Here is a 23434-nt window from a genome sequence, read left to right on the forward strand (position 1 = left end):
ATCGAACGGACGTGCGCGAACACTAGCACTTGGCGGGTCTGCAGGATGTGGCGGTGAATCATTCACCGATGGGCACCGCAGGTAGCCGGGGGGAACCTTGATTGCTGGAGGGAAGCCCGCATGTCCTGAGCATAATCTTCTTGAATCCGCGAACGGAGCAACCCCTGTCGATGACCGAGCTTTCCCTGCCGCAGCCCAGCGTCCGTCTGGACATCTGGTTGTGGGCGGCCCGCTTCTTCAAGACCCGCAGCCTCGCCAAGCAGTCGGTGGACACCGGCAAGGTGGCCGTGGCCGGACAGCGACCGAAGTCTTCACGTGCGGTGCGCGTGGGTGAGCAGCTGACCATCGAGCGGGGCGAAGAGCACTTCGAGATCGCGGTGGCCGCGCTCAGTGATCAACGCGGGCCGGCGACCGTGGCGCAGCAGCTGTACGTCGAAACCGAGGCGTCCAAGGCGCGGCGTGCCGAACAACGGGCACTGCGCATCGCCGCGCGTGATGGCTACCAGGCGCCGGAACACAAACCGGACAAGCGGGCGCGCAAGTTGATCCGTGCACTGGGTGATCTGGACGCTATCTAGCACTCATGGCGTCAACCGCATAGGTCAGGAACCGACGCGTCTACCTATGACGTGACCGTAATGGACCTGCACCACGGACGCGCGCCGCATCAGCGAACACGCTTGTCCGGCCTTGCCGACAGGTACCGGCATCATACCGGTACCTGTCGTCCGCACTGCGCAGGCTTACGCGTGCAGGTCGTAGCGGTCCAGTTCCATCACCCGCGTCCAGGCGGCGATGAAATCCTGCACGAACTTCTTCTGCCCGTCGTTGCTGGCATATACCTCGGCAAGCGCACGCAGCACCGAGTGCGAGCCAAACACCAGATCCGCACGGCTTGCGGTCCAGCGCGCGGTGCCGCCGCTGCGGCTGATGCCTTCATAGCCATCGCCTGCAGCCTTCCATTGCGTGCCCAGGTCCAGCAGGTTGACGAAGAAGTCGTTGCTCAACGTGCCCGGCCGGTCGGTCAGTACGCCGTCCTTGCTGCCGTCCACCGTCGTGCCCAGCACGCGCAGGCCACCGACCAGAGCGGTGAGTTCGGGCGCGGTCAGGGTCAGCTGCTGCGCCTTGTCGATCAGCAACGATTCGGCGGGGACGCTGTAACGGCCCTTCAGGTAGTTACGGAAGCCATCGGCCGCCGGCTCCATCACCGCGAACGAGTCGACATCGGTCTGTTCCTGGCGGGCATCGGTACGGCCCGGGGTGAACGGTACGCTGACGTCATGGCCCCCCGCCTTGGCGGCCTGCTCGATGCCGACACCGCCGGCGAGCACGATCAGATCGGCCAATGAAACCTGATGTCCACCCTGGCCATTGAACTCGGACTGCACCGTTTCCAGTGCGGCCAGCACCTTGGCGAGCTGCTGCGGCTGGTTGACCGCCCAGTCTTTCTGCGGGGCGAGGCGAACACGCGCACCGTTCGCGCCACCGCGCTTGTCGCCGCCGCGGAAGGTCGATGCCGAGGCCCACGCCGTGGACACCAGCTCGGCGATGCTCAGGCCGGTTGCGCTGATCTTCTGCTTCAGCGTGGCGATGTCCTTGGCATCGATATGCGGCTGCGTTGCGGCGGGCACCGGATCCTGCCAGACGAATTCTTCGGCCGGGATCTCCGGCCCGAGGTAGCGCGCACGCGGCCCCATGTCACGGTGGGTCAGCTTGAACCACGCACGTGCGAAGGCATCGGCGAAGGCCTGCGGATCGTCGAGGAACTTCCGCGAAATCTTCTCGTACGCGGGGTCGAAGCGCAGCGCCAGATCGGTGGTGAGCATGCTCGGACGGTGCTTCTTCGACGGATCGAAGGCATCGGGAATGACCGCCTCGGCGTCCTTGGCCACCCATTGGTGCGCGCCGGCCGGGCTCTTGGTCAGCTCCCACTCGTACTTGAACAGGTGCTCGAAGAAGTCGTTGCTCCACTGCGCCGGCGTGCGCGTCCACGTCACTTCGAGGCCGCTGGTGATGGTGTCGCCGGCCTTGCCACTGCCGTAGCGGTTGCGCCAGCCCAGGCCCTGGTGTTCCAGGTCATCCGCTTCCGGTTCAACGCCGACATTGTCGGCCGGGCCGGCACCGTGCGTCTTGCCGACCGTATGGCCACCGGCGATCAAGGCCACGGTTTCTTCGTCGTCCATCGCCATGCGGCCGAACGTATCGCGGATGTCATGCGCGGCGAGCACCGGATCCGGGTTGCCGTCCGGACCTTCCGGATTGACGTAGATCAGACCCATCTGCACTGCGGCCAGCGGGTTTTCCAGCTTGCGCGAATGCACATCGCCATCGGCATCGTCATCGGACACCAGTACGCCGCCGGCTTTCTCCACGCCTTCCGACCCGTGCTTGTAGCGCTCGTCACCGCCCAGCCACGTGGTTTCGCGACCCCAGTAGACGTCCTGGTCCGGCTCCCAGCTGTCCGCACGGCCGCCGGCAAAGCCGATCACCTTGAAGCCCATGGACTCCAGCGCGACGTTGCCCGTGAGGATGATCAGGTCGGCCCAGGAGATGGCCTGGCCATACTTCTGCTTGATCGGCCACAGCAGGCGGCGTGCCTTGTCCAGGCTGACGTTGTCCGGCCAGCTGTTGAGCGGAGCGAAGCGTTGCTGACCCCGGCCACCACCACCGCGGCCATCGCCGACGCGATACGTGCCCGCGCTGTGCCATGCCATACGCACGAACAGGCCGCCGTAATGGCCGAAGTCGGCCGGCCACCAGTCCTGCGAGTCGGTCATCAGCTGCGTGAGGTCGGCCTTGAGGGCGGCGTAGTCGAGCTGATTGAACGCCTTGGCGTAATCGAACTGCGGATCGAGCGGATTGGAGCGCGCGGAATGCTGGTTGAGCAGGTCAACGCGCAACTGCTTGGGCCACCAGTCCTGATTGGTGGTGCCTTCACCAGTGACGGCATGGTTGAAGGGACATTTTGCTTCGCTTTTCATGGGTAGCTACCTGTGTACTGGCGAGGAGGATCGACCTGACCAACCTAAGCACGCACGCGCAATCGGTACAGTCGATTTATTCAACCATGCTGATAGGTCTGGGCTATAGGACACGGCCTGCACGTCATGCGTTTTCGCAATCGACTCAGGGGCGCTTGCCGAACAAGCCGCTGCCGATCTTCATGACGTCACCGATACCGAACTTGCCGTCACCATCCTGATCCAGCAGCCCAGCGAGGCCACCGCCGGCCATGCCGGAGGCCTGCGCCTCCTGACCCAATTCCTGGCTCAGCTGGCCGGCATTGCCCTGCTGTGCAAAACGCTGTGCCAGGTACGACATGACAATAGGCGCGAGCAGGGCGAGCAACTGGCCGGACTTGCCGCTGTCCAGGCCGGTTTTCTGGCCGAGCAACTGGGCAGCCTGCGGCGTTTGGCCACCGAACACATGGCCGAGGATGCCTGCACCGTTGGTGGCCTGGCCACCGCCGCCGCCCAGCACCGCACCGAGCAGGCCCCCCAGATCGAGGCCACCGGACGCAGCCGCTGGAGCGGCCGCGCTGACGGTCGAATGGTCTCGCTGCAAGGCATTCAGCAGCGACTGCGCGCCTTGGGGGTTGCTGGCGTTGTTGCCCAGCGCCCCCATCAGCAGCGGCAGGGCGGACTGGATGGCTTGGCTTGCCTGGTTGCTGTCCACGCCCAGCGTCTTGGATACCTGCTGCAGGGCAGGGCCCTGCTGCAGTTGCTGGAGGAGAGTGGAAGTGAGCGAGGAAGCATTCATGGCGGAGCTCCTGGGCGGTGGATGGGAAACCGCCCGAGCATAGCGCTGCGTGCACTAGCCCGGTGCGAAGGCCTCACGCCGCGCTCGAACACGCCAACCACAAGCCTGGCCCCTGTCACTCCTCGGTGCCTTGGCCAATCCGCAGCAGCAGTCGGTCGAAATCAGGCAGGAGTACCCGGTTGCCGTGCCCGCTGAGGTGATCCTGATCGAAGAACAACGGCTGCTCGCCATCCATCGCCGTGCAGCGCTCTGCTGTGCATAGCAGTGGCATGGGGTCCCATATGTGCACGGCGGGGTACCGCGCGGCCAAGCGTTGCAGCAGTGCCATCTGTGGGGCCCGCAGTGCTTCCATCTGTGCGCGGGGCACGCTCAGCCCACCGGCGCAGGCCGGATTCATCCGGTTGAAAGCGTCAGAGCACCGGTAAGCGGCCGAACGAAACACCGGCAGGGGGGCATCAATGATGACCTGCACCTTCAGCGGTTCCAGTCGCGCCAGCACAGCATTCGCCTCACGCTCGGCTGCAGCTTCATCAGCCGCACTGCGCTCACTACGCAGCGTGGCAAAGGCTGCCTCCTCCCCACCGCTGAAGTCCACATCGCGCAGTTCCGGCATGCGCAGGGACGCGAGCAGTACGATGTCGCCGGGCCGCGCATCGCGTTCGATCCCGGACAGCACCCGTTCCAGGTACGGCGCACACTGGTCGCTGCTGGCTCGCAACAGATTGACGATGCTGCAACCGCCTCGCTCATCCATGTGCAGGTTGAGGTCGAACTGCCGCGCCGCGATGCTCACCATGTTGCGATACGCCGCCGCGTGCGAGTCGCCGGCCACGAACAGATTGCGGCCCGCCAGTGCAGGTGCATCGATCGTTTCAACCGGCATCCACTTCGGTTGCCGCTGCGCCCGCCAGGTGTAGCCGTCGCCGGTGGTGCTCAGTGAAAGACTGTCGGTGTACTGGACGGTGGTCCAAGCGGCTGCCGTGGACACACCCAGCCCGGCCATTGCGACGAGCAGGATCTTGCCGGGATGCCAGCGTTTGCCCCAGCCTGCCGCGCGCACCGGGCATTCCACCCAGTGGTAGGACGCGCTGGCCAGCATCAGCAACAGCACCGGATAGGCCCACAACGCGATGCCGTGCATGCCGTAGGTCCAGCGCAGCAGCACCAGCAGCGGCCAGTGCCACAGATACAGTCCGTAGGAAAGGCGGCCAAGGTAGGCCAGCGGACGCCACTGCAGCGCGCGCAGCAACGGCTGTGCGCGCTGGGCACTCGCGGCCGCCGTCGCCGCGGCAAGCAACATCAGCGTGCCGACGACGGTGCCTATCACCCCTGGGACCGGGGACAGCAACTCCGGTACGAACAGGAAACCGACCACCAGCAGCAGCAGACCCGGCAGCGCCCAGCCCTGCCAGTGGGGGGCCAGCCGATGCGTGGCGACGAACTGGTACAGCAGCGCGCCCGAGGCCAGTTCCCAGAATCGTGCGGGCAGCAGGTAGAACGCCGACACTGGCGCAGAACGCGTCTGCCAGGCGCCGAAGCACAGCGATGCCAGTGCGAGAACCGGCAGCAGCCACCGCGACCACGCCTGTGTGTGTCTGCCGCGCAGCCAGACCAGGAACAGCAGCGGGAACAGCAGGTAGAACTGCTCTTCCACCCCCAGCGTCCAGGTATGCAGGAAGGGGTTGAGATCGGCACCGGGTGAGAAGTAATCGCCCCCCTGCCAAGCCAGAACGAAGTTGCTGACGCCCAGCAGTGCGCCCAGGCCGGTCTGGTCGAACTGCTCGTTCCGCCACGCACGCGGAATGAGCAGTGCGGACAACAGGAAGGTAACCAACAGCACCAGCAGCAGCGCCGGTAGCAGGCGCAGCACCCGCCGCCGATAGAAATCCAGCAGGAAGCGGCCCGCGTGGTCGTTCGGCCGTGAGGCCAATGATTGGCTGATGACGAAGCCGGAGACGACGAAGAACAGGTCGACGCCGGTGAAGCCGCCGGGCAGCAGCGTGGCGTCGACATGGAATAAAATCACCGCGATGACGGCGAGCGCGCGTAGGCCGTCGATAGCGTTGTCACGGCGTGGTGTCGTATAGGACATGGATGATTCCGTGGCAGACGATGCCGCAGGATCAGAGCGATGGTCCTCCCGGACAAGTGGCAGACACGACAGTGCTGAAAACGGTTGGGCTGGCGTTGCGTCGCGGCAGCCGACTGAAGTCGGCTCTACCTGGGTGCGACGGCGGCAACGTTACCGCTGCCGCCTGCTTGGCTGATTCCGGCGCGTCACTACCGCGCCGGCAGGGCTCAGATCAGCGCTTTCAGCCGGTACAGCGCTTCCAGCGCCTGGCGCGGGGTCAGCTCGTCCGGATCGACCGCCGCCAGGGCGTCCAGCGCGGCCGTATTGTGCGCGGCAAACAAGCCGAACTGCTGCGGTGCATCCAGCGCCTGCGGTGCAACCGCAGCCGACTGGGTCTCGCCCCCACGCTGCTCCAGCTCGGCCAGACGGCGACGCGCCTGCGCCACCGTTGCCCGCGGCAGACCGGCCAGCGCCGCGACCTGCAGGCCGAAGCTGCGGTTGGCCGGCCCGTCCTTTACCGCATGCATGAACACCAGTCGCTCGTTGCCGCCCTGGTCGGTGTGCTCCACCGCATCCAGATGCACATTCGCGATGCCGCTGCGGCCACCTTCGTGCTGTTCGTCGGCCAAGGCGGTCAGCTCGAAATAGTGCGTGGCAAACAACGTGTAGCAGCGGTTGTGCCATGCCAGATGACGGGCGACCGCATCGGCCAGCGCCAGTCCGTCGTACGTCGATGTGCCACGGCCGATCTCGTCCATCAACACCAACGAATGCGCCGTGGCGTGGTGCAGGATGTAACTGGTTTCGGCCATCTCCACCATGAAGGTGGACTGCCCGCGCGCGAGGTCGTCGCCTGCACCGATGCGCGTCAGGATGCGGTCGATCGGACCGATCACCGCGCGGCTGGCCGGCACGAAACTGCCGATATGGGCCAGCAGCACGATCAACGCGTTCTGACGCATATAGGTGGATTTACCGCCCATGTTCGGACCGGTGATGACCAGCATGCGGCGGTCCGGATGCAGGTCCAGGTCATTGGGTTCGAAGGGCTGGTCACGCACCGCTTCCACCACAGGATGGCGTCCGCGCTCGATCTTCAGGCAGGGCGCCGTTTCCAGCTCCGGGCGCGACCAGTCAAGCGCCTGCGCGCGTTCGGCGAAGCCGGCCAGTACATCCAGTTCGCTCAGGGCGCCGGCGCACTGCTTCAGCGGTTCCAGGGACTCGCCCAGCGTGTCGAGCAGTTGCTCGTACAACTGTTTCTCACGCGACAGCGAGCGGTCACGCGCAGACAGCACCTTGTCTTCGAAGGTCTTCAGTTCTTCGGTGATGTAGCGCTCGGCATTGGTCAGTGTCTGGCGGCGGGTGTAATGCACCGGCGCGCGATCGGACTGTCCCTTGCTGATTTCGATGTAGTAACCGTGCACGCGGTTGTAGCCGACTTTCAGCGTGGCGATGCCGCTGCTCTCGCGCTCGCGCTGCTCCAGGTCCACCAGGAACTGGTCCGCATGAGTGGACAGTCGGCGCAGTTCGTCCAGCTCGTCATCGAAGCCATCGGCCAGCACGCCGCCATCGCTGAGCTTGAGCGGTGGCATTTCGGCGATCGCACTGGCCAGCAGGCGCGCGCAGTCGTCATGCTCGCCCAGCAGCTGATGCAGCGCCTGCAGGCGCGGCGAATCGAGCGGCGCCAGCACCTCGCGCACGGCCGGCAGCAGGCCAAGTCCATCGCGCAACGTGGAGAAATCGCGCGGTCGCGCCGAGCGCAGGGCCACGCGGGTGAGGATGCGTTCCAGGTCGCCCAGGCGACGGAACTGCTCGCGGATGTCCGCCTCCGCGCCGCGGTCGATCAGCGTTTCCACCGCGTGGTGGCGCTGCACCAGCACATTGCGCAGGCGCAGCGGGCGATGCAGCCAACGGCGCAGCAGACGGCCGCCCATCGGGGTGACGGTGCTGTCGAGTACGCCGAGCAGGGTGTTGCGCGTATCACCGTCCACGCGCGTATCCAGCTCCAGGTGACGGCGCGTGGCAGCGTTCATGGCGATCGCTTCGCCCGCGTCTTCCATCGCGATGGACGTCAGGTGGGGCAGGCGCTGCTTCTGCGTTTCTTCCACATAGCCCAGCAGCGCACCGGCCGCGCCGGTGGCACGCGGTTTGTCATCGATACCGAAGCCGCTGAGGTCATGCAGCTTGAAGAAAGTCAGCAACTGGCGGCGGCCGCTATCGGCGTCGAACAGCCACGGCGCACGCAGGCGCACGCCCTTGCGCTGGCGCAGGAACTCGGGCCAGTTGTCTTCGTCGGGCACCAGCAGTTCGGCCGGTTCCAGACGGGCAAGCTCTGCCTCCAGCGCGTCGTCGGTGTCCACTTCGTTGACCAGGAAGCGGCCACCGGCCAGATCTGCCCATGCCAGCCCGTAACCGGACTTGCTGCGCGACAACGCCATCAGCAGGGTGTCACGACGCTCATCCAGCAGCGCTTCGTCGGTGACCGTGCCGGGAGTGACGATGCGCACGACCTTGCGTTCAACCAGCCCCTTGGCCAGGGCCGGATCGCCGATCTGTTCGCAGATGGCGACCGACTCGCCCAGCGCGACCAGCCGGGCCAGGTAGCCCTCGTAGGCGTGGACGGGGACGCCGGCCATCGGAATCGGCGCGCCGCCTGAACTGCCGCGCTGGGTCAAGGTGATGTCCAGCAGGCGGGCGGCTTTGCGGGCGTCGTCGTAGAAGAGCTCATAGAAGTCGCCCATGCGGAAGAACAGCAGCAGGTCCGGGAACTCGGACTTTGCGGCGAAGAACTGCTTCATGAGCGGGGTGTGTTCGGGCTGCTTCTGGGTCACGCGGGGGCCATCGGGATGCGGGTGCGGGCACGGGGTGGCCGCGGGTGGACCATTGTAGGGGAGGGGGGCGATGGGGGCGATGGCTACGGCTGCGCTGGGCAACCCTTGTGCAAAACCGGGCTCTTCAGGGCGCCATCGCGAGCGGTTTTATGCGTCCATGCGGACGAAAGCACCAGAATGGTGCCGACGCGACCGATTCAGAAATAGAACCCCACATTGAGATTGAACCGCGAGCGCCAGCGCGACGGTCCTCCGTCATTGATGCCGATGCCTTCACCCCCAGCGAACCACATGTCCTTGCCGGCTATCCAGTCCACGTAGGTCAGCATGATGCCCTTCTGCAGGCTGCAGCCGCTGACGTTCTGCACGGAGGTGCGCGTGCCCGCCGTGCGCTGCACCGGGCGCGCCGCACTCAGGTTGTTGTAACAGGTGATGTCATCCAGCCAGCGCTGCTCGCCGAACGAATAAGCCAGGTTTACCGACGGCACATCCGCGTGCGCGGCGATCTCGAACGGCGCCTGGAAGGCGGACAGCGCGATGCGCTCGCCGGGGACGTCGTAGCGGTAGCGCGCCCATTGCACCTGCGCCGTCCAGCCTTCGCGCTGCCACTGTGCATGCACGGCAGCACCGTGGTGGCCGTGATGGCGGCGCGTCTGTGTGTTCTGCACGGTGCCACTGAAGCCCGACGCGCCCACCAACACCTCACCGCCCGCCCAGTCGGTGCTCCGCTCGTAGCGCAGGTGCACGCGGTCGCGTTCGCGGTAGGGCAGCCCCGGCACCTGCGCCACGTCGAAGGAATACCGATCCGTGCGGGAGCCGGTGCCGTATTCGTCGCCGGAAAACCAGCCGATGTGCCATGTGTGCGCACCCCGCTGGTGACTCACCACCACGCCGGGATCGTAGTCGTCTTCGATGCCGAGGTAATAGCCCGCACCGAACCAGAAACTCTGCGACACCGTGGGCAGCAGGCCGAAGGGCACCTGCTGGATGCCGGCGGTAACGAGCGTGGATTCCGTGGCCTGCCATCCGACCTGCGCGTGATGCACCGCGTCGAAGCCGTCGTACCAGCGATACTGTGCCGAGAACGTAAGCGGCCCGCTGCCTGCTTTGATGTCCGCGCGCAGCAGCTCCAATTGCAGCCTGCTGGTGGGGCCATAGTCCAGCCACCCGTAGTTGAAGCGTACCGCCCCGCCGATGTCCACGTAGGGCGCGGTAGTGGATGACGGCGCATCCTCTGCGCGTAGTTCAGTGCTGGACCATGCGGTGGCCAGCAACAACGGGAGTGCTCTCTTCATAGCGCCGTCGGGCTCCAGGAAGCGGAAGAAGGCCAAGTACCTTAACGCGTCGCTGTGAGGATATTGACCACGATGCGGGACGCGCGCGCTGCTTCGCGCACACGAGCGCCATCACTCCGATGCCGTGGCAGGCAGGCGCAGGTGTTCCCAGAGCGACGCATCGACGCTGCCCAGCGCCTCCAGTTGCGGCTTCCCGAACAGGTAGCCTTGGTACAACGCGATGCCCAGCGAGCGCAGGAACTGATACTCCGCCACGGTCTCCACCCCCTCGGCCAGCACCGTCGAGCCGACCGACGTGCCGATGTCCACGACCCCCCTGACAATGGCTTGGCGCACCGGATCGGTGTCGATGCCACGGATCAGCGCCATGTCCAGTTTCAACAGGTCCGGCTGGAAATCGGCGAGCAGGGTCAGCCCCGCATAACCGGCGCCGAAGTCATCGATCGCGGTCAGGAACCCGCGGGCGCGGTAGTCGCGGAAGATGCGGGTGATGTGCAGGCGGTCGCGCATCTGCTCGGCTTCGGTGGTCTCGAAGATCAGTTTTTCGGTGGGGAATCCGCAGGCCTGCGCAGCGCTCAAGGTCAGGCGGATGCAGGTGGCCGGCTCATACACGGCGTTGGGGAAGAAGTTGATCGAAAGCCGCTCACGCAGCCCGAGGCGCGAGGCGGTTTCGATGGCCTTGACCCGGCAGGTCTGGTCGAAACGGTACAACTGCTCCGGGTGCACCTGGGCGATGACATCCGCCGCACTGCCGCCGTCCATCGAGCGCACCAGCGCCTCGTAGCCGAAGATGGATTCGTCGCGGGCATCCACGATGGGCTGGAAGGCCATGCGGACGTCGAAATCCAGTCGGTTGTCACCCTGGCAGCCCGCGCAGGGATGCGGGCTGCCGCCCGTGCCGAAGAAACGTTCCAGGTACATCAGCGGTCTCTCGAGTGGATAGCGTCATGGTGCCGCGAACGGCGGGGCGTGCCAAGCAGGCGTCCGTCATTCCGCCGGTGCGGGACCGGCCAGCATCGCGGCACGTCGTGCCCGATAGGTTTCCGGCGTCTGCGGCTTGATGAACAGGGCCGTCAGCTCCGGGTACTCGCTTCTCACCGTGGTCTCGATGCGCGCGATGCAGGCCTCGATTTCCGGCGTGGTGCAGTCATCTTCGAACTCCGCGCTCAGCATCGCCACGACTTGATTGGGCCCCATCTGCATGGTGCTCAGGCCGTTGGCGTGGCGCAGGTCAGGATCGGCGTTGGCTACGGCCATGATGCGTTCGGCCACGTGCGGGTGCGCCGGTTCGCCGACGAGCAGACCCTTGGTTTCACGGGCGAGCAGGAAGGCCGTGAGCGCCAGCACGCCGGCGATGCACAGCGACGCCACGCCATCCAGGACGGGCATGTCCAGCACCTGCGCGGCCAGCAGGCCGGCCATCGCAAAGAAGAGCCCGAGCAGGGCGGCGCTGTCTTCCAGCAGGACGGTAAACGTGGTGGGGTCCTTGCTGCGCCGGAACGCTTCGAAGTAGCCCATGCTGCCCTTGGTAGCACGGAACTCGCGCAGCGCAATCCACCACGAAGCGCCTTCGAACACCATGGAGACGCCCAGCACCACATAGCTCACGGTGTGGTTCGTGGCCGGCTCCGGATGGCGGATGTGCTGGATGCCTTCGTAGGCTGATACGCCTGCACCGGCCGCGAACACCAGCAGGGCCACGATGAAACTCCAGAAATACAGCTCGCGACCGTGGCCGAAGGGGTGGGCCGCATCCGGCTTGCGCTCTGCGCGGCGCAGTCCGTACAGCAGGAGCACCTCGTTGATGGTGTCGACCAGCGAGTGCACACCCTCGCTGACCATGGCCGAGCTGCCCGATATACCGGCGGCGACGAACTTGGCGATGGCGATGGCGAGGTTGCCGGCGAGGGCGGCATAGATGACGAGACGGGAGCCGGAGGGCTTGGCCATGGTGGGGGAACCGGTGGGGAGGCCCATCATCGACAACGGGCTGTGCCGACTGCGTGCACGGCGGGGCGGCGGTAATCTGGCGGCAATGTTCCGTCTACAGGGTGCATGCTAGGTTCGACCCATCCCCGTGCAAGGACAGCATCGTGATCAAGACCCTACGCCTTGTTTCCCTTGCCATGGCCGGGCTGGTCCCGGGCGTGGTTCTTGCCCAGCAGGGCCCCGCCGACCGGGTGCCGCCGGCCTCCCACTGCCTGGATGCGCGCGATATCCGTCAGGTAGAACAGGCCAGCGCGGAGTCCATCGCGGTGCGCGGCGGCAATGGGCAGGCGTATCGGATTGATTTCAGCGGGGAGGGATGCCCGGGCATCAACGAAGCCAGTCAAGTGCGGCTGGACGCACCGGCGGGCTGGGCCTGCGGCCGCCCCAGCGAGCAGGTTATCGTGGATGGGCGGAACTGCGGCATCAGTGCGGTGACGGTGATGGACAACCGGGATTTCGCTGAGGCTGCCCGTGAAAGCAGCCGTCAGTTCGCCGCTACGCTGCCGGGCATCACCGTGACCGGCGACGGGGACGCCCAGGGCGCACGCCGCAGTGCGCGGCATACGTTCGAAGGCACGCACGATTTCTGCTTTGCCACCCGCCATGTACGCAGCTGGAATGAAGATCCGCAGGGTGTGGTGGTTGAAACCAATCCACGCCGCAACGGCGGCGTGCGTTACTACCGTGTGGAGCTGGGCGGGTCCTGCAGCATTCTTGCCGGCGCACAGTCGGTGGACTTTCAGTCCGGCTTCCAGAACGGTCTGATCTGCGGCAACCCGGGCGACCGCATCGTGATGACGCCGTCGGCCATCATCGGTGACCTGCGCTCCAGCACGCCGCGTTTCGCGCGGCCGGGCTGTGAGGTGCTGGCGGTGTACCCGAAGGACTAGCCGGGGGGCAGGGATCAGGGGGCGCACCAGTCGGTGGCCGATGACGCGCGCACGAGCTGCCTGGCCGCTACGATCAGGCCCTCCTGCAAGTGCTCGCTGAGCGTGCGCCACTGACGGCTGCGCTACGCCGTTTACGACATGGCATCATCACCGCCTTGCCCCAGCCCCTGTGAGTGTTCATGCCAAGCCTGCTGCTTTTCCTCGTCATGCTGGTTGCGCCCGTGCTGTCGGCCCAGGCCGCGCCGGTCCAGCCGCAGAACGGCGATCTGCTGTTCGTCACCGCCGCCCGTACCGGGCTCAGCGGGGCCATCCACGATGCCACCGGCAAACAGGGGGCGGCGAGTTACGACCACGTTGCACTGGTCGCGCACGAAGAGGAGGGCGAGGTGGTGCTGCATGCGGACGAGAAAGGTTCCCGCGCGCAGGACCTGGACAGCTTCCTCGCCGATGCGCGGGCCAAACATCGACAGGTCATCGTCTACCGTTTGAAAGGCGAAGCGCGCACGGCGATCCCGGCGGCCATCGCACGTGCGCGTACGTTGCTGGGCAAGCCGTACAACTTCACCTATGTGCAGGACGAAGGCAGTTACTACTGTTCTGATTTCATCGAGCGCGCGTTTCGTGCACAGCACGTGTTCGCTACCCAGCCGATGAACTTCAAGAATCTGCAGACGGGCGAGATATCGTCGTACTGGGTGGATTTCTACAAGAGCAAGGGTATGGAGGTTCCACAGGGTGCACCAGGAACCAATCCGAATGACATGTCCGCATCGCCGGTGCTGGAACGCATCGGCAGCGCGCTGTAAGGCTGCACGCGCAGGCGTCGGCGCTCTTTCGCCTGCCGAAAGGGAATCGTCCCTGCTTTTGGATTCAGACGTATCGGAGATAGCGGGATGAACATGGTGTTGACTGCCGTGCTGGCGGTTTTTCTTGTGGGATGCGGATCGGTTTCGGCATCCGTGCCGGTCGCGCAGCGGGGCCAGGGGCAGCCGTATGAGATCGTTGGCAGCGAGGTGTGGGACGTGCCCGATCCGGTGTCGGGCCGCGGGTACCAGGTGTTCGTCAACCTGCCTGCGTCGTATGCGAAGGACCCTGCACGCCGTTACCCCGTGCTGTATGTCACCGACGCCGACTATGCCTTCCCGGTCCTGCGCCAGGTGGGCAGGCGGCTGGGCAGTTCGGTGCAGGAATTCATTCTGGTGGGCGTGTCCTACGCGGTAGGCGAAGAGGGCACGACCAGCCGGCGTCGCGACTACACGCCCACGGCGCTGGGCGCGGCCGATGCGCCGGATGGCGCGGTGCATGGCGGTGGTGCCGCACACGCCGCCTATCTGCGGGACCAGGTGCTGCCCTTCGTCGCGCAGCGTTTCCGAACGGATGAAACGCGTCGGCTGTTCCTGGGGCACTCCTACGGGGCACTGCTGGGTACGCAGATCCTGTTCAGTGATCCCGCGCTTTTCTCCGGCTACGTGCTCGGCAGCCCCTCTTACTGGTACGACGACCACGTCATGGACCGCATGGAGCGGGAGTCTGCGCAGACGCTGCGTGACATGCCGGCCACTGTGTATTTCTACATCGGCGAGTACGAGGCCAAGAAGGTCGGTGACCCGCGCTACCTGCAGGACGATGACATGGTGGAGGATGCCCGCCGGATGGAGCGCACGTTGCGCGCGCGCAAGTATCCGTCACTGAAGCTGCGGCTGGATGTGTTGAACGATGAAGACCACCTGACGGTCGCCCCGCGCGGGTTCACGTTGGGCTTGAAGTATCTGCTGCCAGGGCCGAGCAAAACCGACCCGTAACGCATGCAGGCCGGTAGAACCGCGTAATAGAGCCGCGTGGTAGAGCCGACTTCAGTCGGCTGCCTTGGAGCAAGGCTGAGGTAGAGCCGACTTCAGTCGGCTGGTTGAAGATCAGCCGACTGAAGTCGGCTCTACCACCGCCACACCGTCCCATCGCCCGACCCAGTCCCACCGTCCCCACACCGTCCCATCGCCCGAACCCGTCCCATCGTCCCACCCAGCCCCATTACCCCCACCCCGTCCCATCGCCCACCCCGTCCCATTCCCGCTACGGGGTCGCGTCCGGTTCGGGCGGCATGAAGAACTCCACTTTGCCGCAGCCCGTGCAGAGAAACGATTCGAAGCGCTTTCGGTTGACCAGCAGCTCACCGATGTTACCCAGCAGGAAAGGCCACATGCGCGTGCCTTCATGCAGTTGCAGGGTGCCGGCGAACTGCATGGGCGATGCGCAGCGCAGGCAGCGCTCGGGCGCGTAAGCACCGGGATGCGCAGCCAGGGGTGCGGTGGAATCAAATCCGCAGTTGCCACAGACGTCGGATTCCTGCGGAACGGCGGCGCCACAGTGGTTGCAGGACCAGCAGATCATCGTGTGTTGTTTCCTCTGACGGTGCAGGACCGAGTGTAACCGGCGGAGGGTAGAGCCGACTTCAGTCGGCTTCGCCGATAAGCAGCCGACTGAAGTCGGCTCTACCTGCTGGGTTGCAGGTGGATGTTCGGGTGGGCGGCGAATATTTCCAGCACGATGTCGAAATAGGTCTGACCGGTGCCGTCTTCCAGCGCCTGCAGTTGCTGGCTTATGCGGCCGGTCGAAAAGCCGGGCTGCGCGAGTTTCTGCTGCAGCCATTCGCGGGTGGCCTCAAGGCCGAGAGACGCCCTGCTGATGTCCATGTTCCGCCACACCACCGTGGCTTGCTCCATGCCCAGCAGCTTCCCGTAGCCGCCGTACAGCAGGTCGTCCAGCGCATCGAGGCTGGCGCCCAACGTCCAGTCTTCGTCTTCCATGAACACCCGGTTGAGCTCGGCATACAGTGCCGGTATGTCGGTAATGCGGGATCCTTCGATGATGAAGCGGTCGGTCATCTGGCTCTCCTGCGCGGGGTGGACGTTGACATGTTCTTCGCGCGACTGGAATAAATTGCCACCATTAAGGCTGTGGCGTACGCAGGTTGTCCATCTCGTTTTCCTCCAGCGTCACCCCCCGCACGTTTCCTTTCCACGATGGCCCGGCGGCGGCGCAGATCCGTGCGCGGGACTGGGCCGACACGGCCATCGGGCCGCCGCCGCAGTGGCCGGCTGCGCTTCGCCAGGCCACCAGCCTGATGCTGTCTTCGCCGGAAAGCATGTACATCGCCTGGGGTGAGGATCTGACGTTCCTGTTCAATGATGCGTACAGCCCGATCCTGGGTCCGCGCCTTGCCGGGGCCATGGGAAAGCCGCTGCGCGCAGTGTGGGCCGATGCATGGGACGCGGTGCGCGTGCCGATCGAACAGGCGTTGGCGGGCGAGGGCTCACGCTTTGACAGCGTGCCGGTGCAGATGAACCGCCAGGGCGAACCGGAAGATACCTGGTGGACTTTCTCGTTTTCGCCCATCCATGACGACGAAGGATGCATAGAGGGCGTGTTCTGCGTGACGCGCGAGGTCACGCAGATCGTGGTCGCGCAGCAACGGCTGGCGCACGAGAACGAGCGCCTGATCGGGCTGTTCGAGAAGTCGCCGATGTTCATGGTCTTCCTCAACGGGCCCGAGCACCGGATCGAACTGGCCAACCCGCGCTATACCGAGCTGGTCGGCCATCGCGATCTGATCGGGCAGCGGTTGGTCGACGCAGTGCCGGAAGCCATCGACCAAGGCTACCTGCCGTTGCTGGACGAGGTGTACCGTACCGGCGAAACCTACATCGGCAGCGAAGTCTCTTACGCGCCCCTCTCGGTAGACGGCAGACTGGGCGACAAACGCCTGCTTGATATCGTCTTCCAGCCGGTCAAGGATGCGCAGGGCGCCCCGCTTGGCATATTCGTGCAGGGGCTGGACGTAACGTCGCAGGTCGACCTGCAGCGGAGTCTGAGGTCCAGCGAATCCCTCCACCGGCAGATCATGGACAGCGCGATGGACTACGCCATCTTCGCGATGGATCTGCAGGGGCGCATCACGTTGTGGAACGAGGGTGCGCGGCGTACGTTGGGCTGGACAGAAGAAGAGATGCTGGGGCAGACCCCGGAGCGGCTGTACAACGAGGTGGATCGCCGCGCCAAGCGTTTCCAGCACGGCATGCGGGTCGCGCTCGCCGAGGGAGGTCTGACGGGCGAGCGACCGTTCCTGCGCAGGTCGGGCGAAACCTTCTCGGCGCAGGGCGCAATGACCGTGCTGCGGGACGAGGACGGTACGGCGCACGGGTTTGTCATCGTGCTGCGTGATCGCAGCGCCGAGCGCGCCGCCATCGATGCGTTGGCCGACAGCGAGCGGCGGCTGGGAGCATTGGTCGGTGCGTCATCCCAGGTGTTGTATGCGCTGTCGGCCGACTGGACGGAACGTCGGCAGATACTGCGCCAGGGCGATACGGTGCGCTTGCTGCCGCCGGACTGGAACTGGCGAGAGGCGTTCGTCCATCCCGATGACCATGCGCTGCTGGCCGCCGAGATCGCGAAGGCGAGTTCAGAGAAGAAGCCGTTGGAGATCCACCACCGTACGCCGCTGAACAAGGGCAGCCATCGCTGGGTGCTGATGCGCGTGGTGCCGATGCTGGATGCCGATGGCAACGTCAGCGAATGGTTCGGCACGGCAACCGACGTCACCGAGAAACGCGAGGCGGAGGAGCGCCTGCAGCAGTTGACCATTACCTTGGAAGAGCGCGTGCGCGACCGCAGCGCCGAATTGCTGATGACCGAGGAGAAACTGCGCCAGAGCCAGAAGATGGAGGCGGTGGGCCAACTGACCGGTGGCATCGCCCATGACTTCAACAACCTGCTCACTGCAGTCTCGATGGGGCTCGAGCTGTTGGAGATGCGTGTCGCCCAGGGCCGCTTCGATGACCTTGGCCGTTATGTCGAGATGGCGCGCTCCGGTGCAGACCGCGCCGCAGCGCTGACCCAGCGCCTGCTGGCGTTCTCCCGTCGGCAGACCCTGGCCCCGACGGCGGTGGTGATGGAGACGATGGTGCAGGGCATGCTGGAGATCATTTCGCGCTCGTTGGGGCCTTCCATTGCCATCCGCACCCGTTTCCACGATGGCGGCGCCGCGGTGCAGGTGGACGGACCGCAGCTGGAGAATGCGCTGTTGAACCTGTGCATCAATGCGCGGGATGCCATGCCCGCCGGCGGCACGCTGGCCATCACCAGCGAGGCCATGGATCTGGCAGCGGTGGAGGCTGCCGCGCTGGAGGTGCCGCCCGGCCCGTACGTGCGCCTGTCGGTGGAAGACAGTGGCACCGGCATGGAGCCGGAGGTGGTCGAGAAAGTGTTCGAGCCGTTCTTCACCACCAAGCCGATCGGGCAGGGCACGGGCCTGGGGTTGTCGATGATCTATGGGTTCACCCGCCAGTCCGGTGGTCAGGTGCGGGTGGATTCCCGGCCGGGCGAGGGCACCACGATGCATCTCTACCTGCCGCAGTTGGTGGGTGATGTGCAGCCGGCAGGCATCGCACCGGTGGAGACGGGAGAGCGCGCCCTGCAGGGCCGTCCCTTGCGCACCGTGTTGCTGGTGGAAGATGAGACCGCAGTGCGGGTACTGGTCAGCGAGGTGCTGGTGTCGGCGGGCTACCGGGTGCTGGAAGCATCGGAGGGCCCTCCGGCTGTGGACATGCTGCGCTCGGTGGAGGCGATTGATCTGCTGGTGACGGATGTGGGGTTGACCGGCCCGTTGAACGGGCGTCAGGTGGCCGATGCCGGACGGCAGTGCCGCCCCGGCCTGCCGGTGCTGTTCATCACTGGCTACGTGGCCACCGCGGCAGTGGGGGCGGGGCACCTGGAAGACGGGATGGAGGTGCTCGCCAAACCGTTCGCCGCCGCAGAATTGATGCGACGCGCGAATGCGTTGGTGGAGCGCGGTCGGTAGGCCCTTTGGTATTGGTCGGTCCTCCGCCGAGTATGGCTCGGGCCTACGGAGTGCGGTCGAGTGAGGCTTTCAGGAAGGGGGCGGTGATGCTGTCCTTGGCCTTTGCCACGTGCCGCGGTGTGCCTTCGCTGATGATCTTTCCGCCGCGCTCACCGGCGCCCGGCCCCATGTCAATCACCCAATCCGCATCGGCCACCACGCGCATGTCATGTTCAACGGCGACCACGGTGTTGCCCGCATCGACCAATCCGTGCAGCTGCACCATCAGCTTGTCCACGTCGGACGGATGCAGCCCCGTGGTCGGTTCGTCCAGCACGTACAGCGTGTTGCCGCGCTGCGCGCGCTGCAGTTCCGTCGCCAGTTTGATCCGTTGCGCCTCGCCGCCGGACAGCTCGGTGGCCGGCTGACCCAACCGGAGGTAGCCCAGCCCGATCGCCTGCAGCAGCGCCAGCGGTTTGTGCACGGCGGGCTGCTGATCGAAGAAAACCAGGGCGTCGTCGACGGTCATGTCCAGCACCTCGGCGATGTTGCGGCCTTCCCAGGTGACTTCGAGCGTCTTGGCGTTGTAGCGCGCACCGTGACACGTGGGGCAGGGCGCGTAGACGCTGGGCATGAACAACAGCTCGACGCTGGTGAAGCCTTCGCCTTCGCAGGTGTCACAGCGGCCCTTTGCCACGTTGAACGAAAAGCGCCCGGCGTCGTAACGGCGCGCGCGTGCCTGCCGGGTGGCGGCGAACAGCTTGCGCACGTGGTCGAACAGCCCGGTGTAGGTGGCCAGGTTGGAGCGTGGGGTACGTCCGATCGGCTTCTGGTCAACGTTCACCAGCCGCCGGATACCTTCGCCGCCGCTGGCAATACGCCCGGCGGACTGAACCAGCAGGTTCGGGCGCGGATCATCCCCCTCGCTTTCTTCGACCTGCGGCTCATGTCCCAGTTGCAGACCGACCAGTTCCACCAGCGCTTGGCTTACCAGGCTGGATTTGCCCGATCCGGAGACGCCGGTGACGGCGGTCAGTACGCCCAGCGGGATGCGGGCGGACAGCCCCTGCAGGTTGTTGCGCTGCAGCCCCTCGAGCTGCAGCCAGGCCGCTACGGTGCGTGGGGTACGCGGCGCAGGCGGCTGCTGGTTGAAGAGATAGCGCGCGGTGCGCGACTGTTCAACCGCCGCCAATCCGGCCGGCGGGCCGCTGTGCAGTATCCGACCCCCGTGCTGGCCCGCATCCGGGCCCACGTCCACCAGCCAGTCGGCCCGCCGCATCATCTCCAGATCGTGCTCGACGACGAACACCGTGTTGCCCGATTGCTTGAGCGCATCCAGCGATGCGTGCAGCGCGGCGCTGTCCGCCGGGTGCAGCCCGGCCGTCGGTTCGTCCAGTACGTAGACCACGCCGAACAGGTTGGAGCGGATCTGCGTGGCCAGGCGCAGGCGCTGCAGTTCGCCGGGTGACAGCGTGGGCGTGGCCCGATCCATCGAGAGGTAACCCAGGCCGAGCCCCTGCAGCGTGGCGATGCGCTGCACCAGGTCGTACGTGATGCGCTGTGCGGCGATACGCTTGTCTTCGCTGAGCTCCGGCGTGCGGCGTACATCGGAGCCACCGGCGTGCGCTGAGCCGCCCGCGGCAACGCGTCGCGCCGTGGCCTTGCCAGAGGCCTTGCGGCTCAGCGTGGCCTTGCCGGCTTCACGGGTCGACTCGAAACGGCCTTCCGATGCAGGCCGCAGCACCTCGGCCATGCGATCCAGCGAAAGCTGCGACAGCGATCCGATATCCCGTCCAGCGAAGGTGACCGACAGCGCTTCGCGCTTGAGCCGACGGCCGTCGCAGAGAGGACAGACGCTGCCCACCATGTAGCGAGAGACGCGTTTTTTCATCAACGCGCTCTGCGTGCTGGCAAAGGTGTGCAGCACATAGCGGCGGGCCCCGCTGAAGGTGCCCATGTAGGCCGGCTCGGTCTTGCGACGCAGTGCGGTGCGCGTCTCCGCCGGCGTGAAGCCGGGATAGACCGGCACCACGGGCTGCTCTTCGGTGAACAGTATCCAGTCCCTCTGTTTCTTCGGCAGGTCGCGCCACGGAACATCGACGTCGTAGCCCAACGTGACCAGGATGTCGCGCAGGTTCTGGCCATGCCAGGCAGGCGGCCATGCGGCGATGGCGCGCTCGCGGATGCTCAAGGAAGGATCCGGCACCATGGAGGCCTCGGTCACGGCGTAGACGTGGCCGAGTCCGTGGCACTCCGGGCACGCGCCCTGCGCGGTGTTCGGCGAGAAATCCTCGGCATACAGCATCGGCTGCGACGCGGGATAGCTGCCTGCGCGCGAGTACAGCATGCGCAGCAGGCTCGACAGGGTGGTCACGCTGCCCACCGATGACCTCACGCTGGCCGTGCCGCGTTGCTGCTGCAGTGCTACCGCAGGCGGCAAGCCTTCGATGGAGTCGACGTCCGGAACGCCGACCTGATCAATGAGTCGACGCGCATAGGGAGCGACCGACTCGAAGTAGCGACGTTGTGCTTCCGCGTACAAGGTGCCGAACGCCAACGAGGATTTGCCCGAGCCGGATACACCGGAGAACACCACCAGCGCATCGCGCGGAATATCGACATCCACGTCCTTGAGGTTGTGTTCGCGAGCGCCGCGCACGCGGACGAAGTCGTCGTGTTTTTTCATGTTTCCAGTCTGCCACGTTGTCTGGCAGATCCAGAAGCGGGGACACGCTCCCGTGACGCCCAGCTTGGACGCGAGCTGAATGGGACTGTCGTCGTGCACGCGGCCTGCACGCGAATTCACGCGGGTTTGCACCGGCGGGGCGAAGACTGGCACCACGTTACCGAACCGTATCAGGAGTCCTCCATGAAGATGTCCATCCCCTTGTTGTGCGCTGGCGCCCTGATGGCCGTTTCAACGGCGGTTTCGGCGCAGAATTACGGTCCTCGCGATGAAGGACGCCGCTTCGACGATGGCAGCCGCGTGGTCTGCCGCAATGTCGAAGTGCAGCGCAACAGCAAGGATTCCAATCGCATCGCCGGCACCGCGACCGGTGCGGTGGTGGGCGGCCTGCTGGGCAACCAGGTAGGCGGCGGCAACGGCAAGAAGCTGGCCACCGTGGCTGGCGCGGTTGCGGGCGGCGCGGCCGGGCGCAACATCCAGGGTCGTCAGCAGCAGAAGAACGGCGACCGCGTGGTAGAGCGCCGCTGCGAGCGCGAATACAGGTAACCCCTGCAGCGCGCCCTGTCTTGAATCGAACAAGCGGCAGCCCTCTGGGCTGCCGTTTTTTCATGCGCGCCGCCGTCGCTTATCCGGCCAGAGCGGCCGCGAACGCGTCGAGTTCCTCGCTGCTCGTGGACCACGCAGTGACGAAGCGCACGGGCAGCTCGTCTTCGCCCAGCACGAAGCCGGTCGGCAGGCTGCCCGGATACCAGTCGTAGCACAGCACGCCGGCGGCATGCAGGTGGGCGAGCAGGGTCTTGGGCATCACAACGAAGACCTCGTTGACCTGCACTGGCCACGTCATGCGCACTGCAGGGTGGGACTGCAGGAGGGTGGCAAGCGCGGCGGCGCGATCGTTCGCCGCCTGGGCCAGTTCCAGCCAGTGGCCGTCCTGCAGCCACGCGCTGAACTGCGCGCCGAACAGCCGTCCCTTGGACACAAGCTGGCCCGCGCGCTTGAGGCGGAGATCGAAGTCCCGCGCCAGCGATGTGTTGAAGAACACCACCGCTTCAGCCACCAGTGCGCCGTCTTTCGACGCGCCGAAGGACAGCACGTCGATGCCGGCCTTCACCGAAAGTTCGGCCGGTGTGCAGCCCAGGTAGGCCACTGCATTGGCAAAGCGTGCGCCATCCATGTGCACATGCAGCCCGCGCTCATGGGCGAGGGAGGTCAGTGCCTGCAGTTCGCTGGGCGTATAGACCAGGCCGTTCTCGGTTGCCTGGGTCAGCGTCAGGGCAGACGGCCTGACGCTGTGCGGGCGTGCATCCGGCAGGCGCTGCAGGGTGTCGCGCAGGGCCGCGGGGGTGATCTTGCCCGAGTCGGTTGCGATGGGAAGCAGCCGTGCGCCGCCGGTGAAAAACTCCAGCGCCGTGGATTCGTCGCTGATCAGGTGCGCCTGCGCGTGGCACAGGATCGAATTCCAGGGCTGCGCCAGTGCTGAGAGCGACAGGCAGTTGGCGGCGGTCCCGGTCGCGACGAAGAAGACCCGCACATCGTGCTCGAACAGCTCGGCGATTTTCTGCTCTGCTTGTCGGGTGTACGTGTCGGTACCGTAAGGTGCGGCGGTGCCGCTGCACGCACGTACCAGCGCGTCAAGGATCCGCGGGGAAACGCCGGATTGATTGTCGCTGCCGAAATTCATGGAGAGACCTTGGTTGATGACAGGGGCAGAGCGTAGCGCGTCGGCACGCGATGGTCGCGTCTCCTGCGCGACAGATGGGAGCGAACAGCGATCCGCATCGGCACGCACAACAACTGCCTCACCGTCAGCGAACGGAAAATTAAGTTTCCGGTTGCTCTAATGCCGCCACCGATTCTGTCGTGATCGGCTCACAACCAGTATCCATATCGCCGCAGCGTCGTTGCGTGCGCCCCCTTTGATCGACCTGTGCGCCCGACGCTGCGGGCAGGGCAGGTGCGCGCCTTCGCTACGCGGCACGCATTGAAAGGCCTTGCCCGCATGACGTCATCCTCGCCCTTGCCCGTTGCGCCCCGCTTCCGTCCGACGCGCCGCCTGCTGCGACGCGCGCTGCTGCCTTCG

17 protein-coding genes are annotated in these 23434 nt (G+C 65.7%); 6 read left to right on the forward strand and 11 right to left on the reverse strand.

Features of this window, described 5'->3' with window-relative positions; all coding sequences use genetic code 11:
* Nucleotides 1-170 precede the first annotated feature (170 nt).
* The gene (locus ICJ04_RS05605) at nucleotides 171-578 is read left to right on the forward strand and encodes an RNA-binding S4 domain-containing protein (RefSeq protein WP_188326557.1); all 408 of its coding nucleotides are present in this window, start codon (nucleotides 171-173) and stop codon (nucleotides 576-578) included.
* Nucleotides 579-743: 165 nt separating this feature from the next.
* Here ICJ04_RS05605 and katG read toward each other — a convergent pair whose 3' ends face one another.
* The 7 genes from katG to ICJ04_RS05640 all read right to left on the reverse strand — a co-directional run bounded on the left by katG (nucleotide 744) and on the right by ICJ04_RS05640 (nucleotide 11906).
* On the reverse strand, nucleotides 744-2981 hold the full coding sequence (gene katG, locus ICJ04_RS05610; protein ID WP_188326558.1) for a catalase/peroxidase HPI: 2238 nt from the start codon (nucleotides 2979-2981) through the stop codon (nucleotides 744-746).
* Between the two features lie 145 nt (nucleotides 2982-3126).
* Nucleotides 3127-3759 (reverse strand): DUF937 domain-containing protein, encoded by a 633-nt coding sequence (locus ICJ04_RS05615; protein WP_188326559.1) that lies wholly within the window; start codon nucleotides 3757-3759, stop codon nucleotides 3127-3129.
* 115 nt (nucleotides 3760-3874) lie between these two features.
* Nucleotides 3875-5851: an acyltransferase family protein gene (locus tag ICJ04_RS05620; protein ID WP_188326560.1), complete on the reverse strand. Its 1977-nt coding sequence runs from the start codon at nucleotides 5849-5851 to the stop codon at nucleotides 3875-3877.
* 206 nt (nucleotides 5852-6057) lie between these two features.
* Complete coding sequence (gene mutS / locus ICJ04_RS05625; protein ID WP_188327211.1) at nucleotides 6058-8628, reverse strand: DNA mismatch repair protein MutS; 2571 nt, start codon at nucleotides 8626-8628, stop codon at nucleotides 6058-6060.
* 230 nt (nucleotides 8629-8858) lie between these two features.
* Nucleotides 8859-9956 carry a hypothetical protein gene (locus ICJ04_RS05630; protein ID WP_188326561.1) on the reverse strand — a complete coding sequence of 366 codons (1098 nt, stop codon included), beginning with the start codon at nucleotides 9954-9956 and terminating at the stop codon, nucleotides 8859-8861.
* A gap of 111 nt (nucleotides 9957-10067) precedes the next feature.
* A complete protein-coding gene (locus ICJ04_RS05635; protein ID WP_223203039.1) occupies nucleotides 10068-10787 on the reverse strand; it encodes an EAL domain-containing protein in 720 nt (239 codons plus the stop codon).
* Between the two features lie 156 nt (nucleotides 10788-10943).
* Nucleotides 10944-11906 (reverse strand): cation diffusion facilitator family transporter, encoded by a 963-nt coding sequence (locus ICJ04_RS05640; RefSeq protein ID WP_188326563.1) that lies wholly within the window; start codon nucleotides 11904-11906, stop codon nucleotides 10944-10946.
* A gap of 143 nt (nucleotides 11907-12049) precedes the next feature.
* On the opposite strand from ICJ04_RS05640, the gene ICJ04_RS05645 reads away from it, so the two are divergent.
* The 3 genes from ICJ04_RS05645 to ICJ04_RS05655 all read left to right on the forward strand — a co-directional run bounded on the left by ICJ04_RS05645 (nucleotide 12050) and on the right by ICJ04_RS05655 (nucleotide 14637).
* The gene (locus ICJ04_RS05645) at nucleotides 12050-12835 is read left to right on the forward strand and encodes a DUF6491 family protein (protein WP_223202995.1); all 786 of its coding nucleotides are present in this window, start codon (nucleotides 12050-12052) and stop codon (nucleotides 12833-12835) included.
* 179 nt (nucleotides 12836-13014) lie between these two features.
* Nucleotides 13015-13641 carry a YiiX/YebB-like N1pC/P60 family cysteine hydrolase gene (locus ICJ04_RS05650; protein ID WP_188326564.1) on the forward strand — a complete coding sequence of 209 codons (627 nt, stop codon included), beginning with the start codon at nucleotides 13015-13017 and terminating at the stop codon, nucleotides 13639-13641.
* An 87-nt stretch (nucleotides 13642-13728) separates the two neighbouring features.
* The gene (locus ICJ04_RS05655; RefSeq protein WP_188326565.1) at nucleotides 13729-14637 is read left to right on the forward strand and encodes an alpha/beta hydrolase-fold protein; all 909 of its coding nucleotides are present in this window, start codon (nucleotides 13729-13731) and stop codon (nucleotides 14635-14637) included.
* A 268-nt stretch (nucleotides 14638-14905) separates the two neighbouring features.
* Here ICJ04_RS05655 and ICJ04_RS05660 read toward each other — a convergent pair whose 3' ends face one another.
* Nucleotides 14906-15223, reverse strand: coding sequence for a hypothetical protein (locus ICJ04_RS05660; protein WP_188326566.1), 318 nt, complete (start codon nucleotides 15221-15223; stop codon nucleotides 14906-14908).
* Nucleotides 15224-15324: 101 nt separating this feature from the next.
* Nucleotides 15325-15717 (reverse strand): barstar family protein, encoded by a 393-nt coding sequence (locus ICJ04_RS05665; RefSeq protein ID WP_188326567.1) that lies wholly within the window; start codon nucleotides 15715-15717, stop codon nucleotides 15325-15327.
* Between the two features lie 260 nt (nucleotides 15718-15977).
* Here ICJ04_RS05665 and ICJ04_RS05670 point away from each other — a divergent pair, with 260 nt between their 5' ends.
* Nucleotides 15978-18689, forward strand: coding sequence for a PAS domain-containing protein (locus ICJ04_RS05670; protein WP_223203040.1), 2712 nt, complete (start codon nucleotides 15978-15980; stop codon nucleotides 18687-18689).
* Nucleotides 18690-18732: 43 nt separating this feature from the next.
* Here the strand turns inward: ICJ04_RS05670 and ICJ04_RS05675 are convergent, their stop codons facing one another.
* Entirely contained in the window at nucleotides 18733-21354 is a 2622-nt protein-coding gene (locus ICJ04_RS05675) for an excinuclease ABC subunit UvrA (RefSeq protein WP_188326568.1), read from the reverse strand.
* 183 nt (nucleotides 21355-21537) lie between these two features.
* Between ICJ04_RS05675 and ICJ04_RS05680 the strand changes: the two genes are divergently transcribed.
* The gene (locus ICJ04_RS05680) at nucleotides 21538-21900 is read left to right on the forward strand and encodes a glycine zipper 2TM domain-containing protein (RefSeq protein WP_188326569.1); all 363 of its coding nucleotides are present in this window, start codon (nucleotides 21538-21540) and stop codon (nucleotides 21898-21900) included.
* A gap of 79 nt (nucleotides 21901-21979) precedes the next feature.
* Here ICJ04_RS05680 and ICJ04_RS05685 read toward each other — a convergent pair whose 3' ends face one another.
* Entirely contained in the window at nucleotides 21980-23035 is a 1056-nt protein-coding gene (locus ICJ04_RS05685) for a beta-eliminating lyase-related protein (protein ID WP_188326570.1), read from the reverse strand.
* Nucleotides 23036-23434 lie beyond the last annotated feature (399 nt).

Source organism: Stenotrophomonas sp. 169, assembly GCF_014621775.1.
Classification (GTDB): Bacteria; Pseudomonadota; Gammaproteobacteria; order Xanthomonadales; family Xanthomonadaceae; genus Stenotrophomonas.

What these genes read in the sequence shown, in the direction of transcription:
- ICJ04_RS05605 (WP_188326557.1), top strand. Translation starts at nt 171, where the DNA reads ATGACCGAGCTTTCCCTGCCGCAGCCCAGCGTCCGTCTGGACATCTGG.
- katG (WP_188326558.1), bottom strand. Translation starts at nt 2,981, where the DNA reads ATGAAAAGCGAAGCAAAATGTCCCTTCAACCATGCCGTCACTGGTGAA.
- ICJ04_RS05615 (WP_188326559.1), bottom strand. Translation starts at nt 3,759, where the DNA reads ATGAATGCTTCCTCGCTCACTTCCACTCTCCTCCAGCAACTGCAGCAG.
- ICJ04_RS05620 (WP_188326560.1), bottom strand. Translation starts at nt 5,851, where the DNA reads ATGTCCTATACGACACCACGCCGTGACAACGCTATCGACGGCCTACGC.
- mutS (WP_188327211.1), bottom strand. Translation starts at nt 8,628, where the DNA reads ATGAAGCAGTTCTTCGCCGCAAAGTCCGAGTTCCCGGACCTGCTGCTG.
- ICJ04_RS05630 (WP_188326561.1), bottom strand. Translation starts at nt 9,956, where the DNA reads ATGAAGAGAGCACTCCCGTTGTTGCTGGCCACCGCATGGTCCAGCACT.
- ICJ04_RS05635 (WP_223203039.1), bottom strand. Translation starts at nt 10,787, where the DNA reads ATGGCCTTCCAGCCCATCGTGGATGCCCGCGACGAATCCATCTTCGGC.
- ICJ04_RS05640 (WP_188326563.1), bottom strand. Translation starts at nt 11,906, where the DNA reads ATGGCCAAGCCCTCCGGCTCCCGTCTCGTCATCTATGCCGCCCTCGCC.
- ICJ04_RS05650 (WP_188326564.1), top strand. Translation starts at nt 13,015, where the DNA reads ATGCCAAGCCTGCTGCTTTTCCTCGTCATGCTGGTTGCGCCCGTGCTG.
- ICJ04_RS05655 (WP_188326565.1), top strand. Translation starts at nt 13,729, where the DNA reads ATGAACATGGTGTTGACTGCCGTGCTGGCGGTTTTTCTTGTGGGATGC.
- ICJ04_RS05660 (WP_188326566.1), bottom strand. Translation starts at nt 15,223, where the DNA reads ATGATCTGCTGGTCCTGCAACCACTGTGGCGCCGCCGTTCCGCAGGAA.
- ICJ04_RS05665 (WP_188326567.1), bottom strand. Translation starts at nt 15,717, where the DNA reads ATGACCGACCGCTTCATCATCGAAGGATCCCGCATTACCGACATACCG.
- ICJ04_RS05670 (WP_223203040.1), top strand. Translation starts at nt 15,978, where the DNA reads ATGTACATCGCCTGGGGTGAGGATCTGACGTTCCTGTTCAATGATGCG.
- ICJ04_RS05675 (WP_188326568.1), bottom strand. Translation starts at nt 21,354, where the DNA reads ATGAAAAAACACGACGACTTCGTCCGCGTGCGCGGCGCTCGCGAACAC.
- ICJ04_RS05680 (WP_188326569.1), top strand. Translation starts at nt 21,538, where the DNA reads ATGAAGATGTCCATCCCCTTGTTGTGCGCTGGCGCCCTGATGGCCGTT.
- ICJ04_RS05685 (WP_188326570.1), bottom strand. Translation starts at nt 23,035, where the DNA reads ATGAATTTCGGCAGCGACAATCAATCCGGCGTTTCCCCGCGGATCCTT.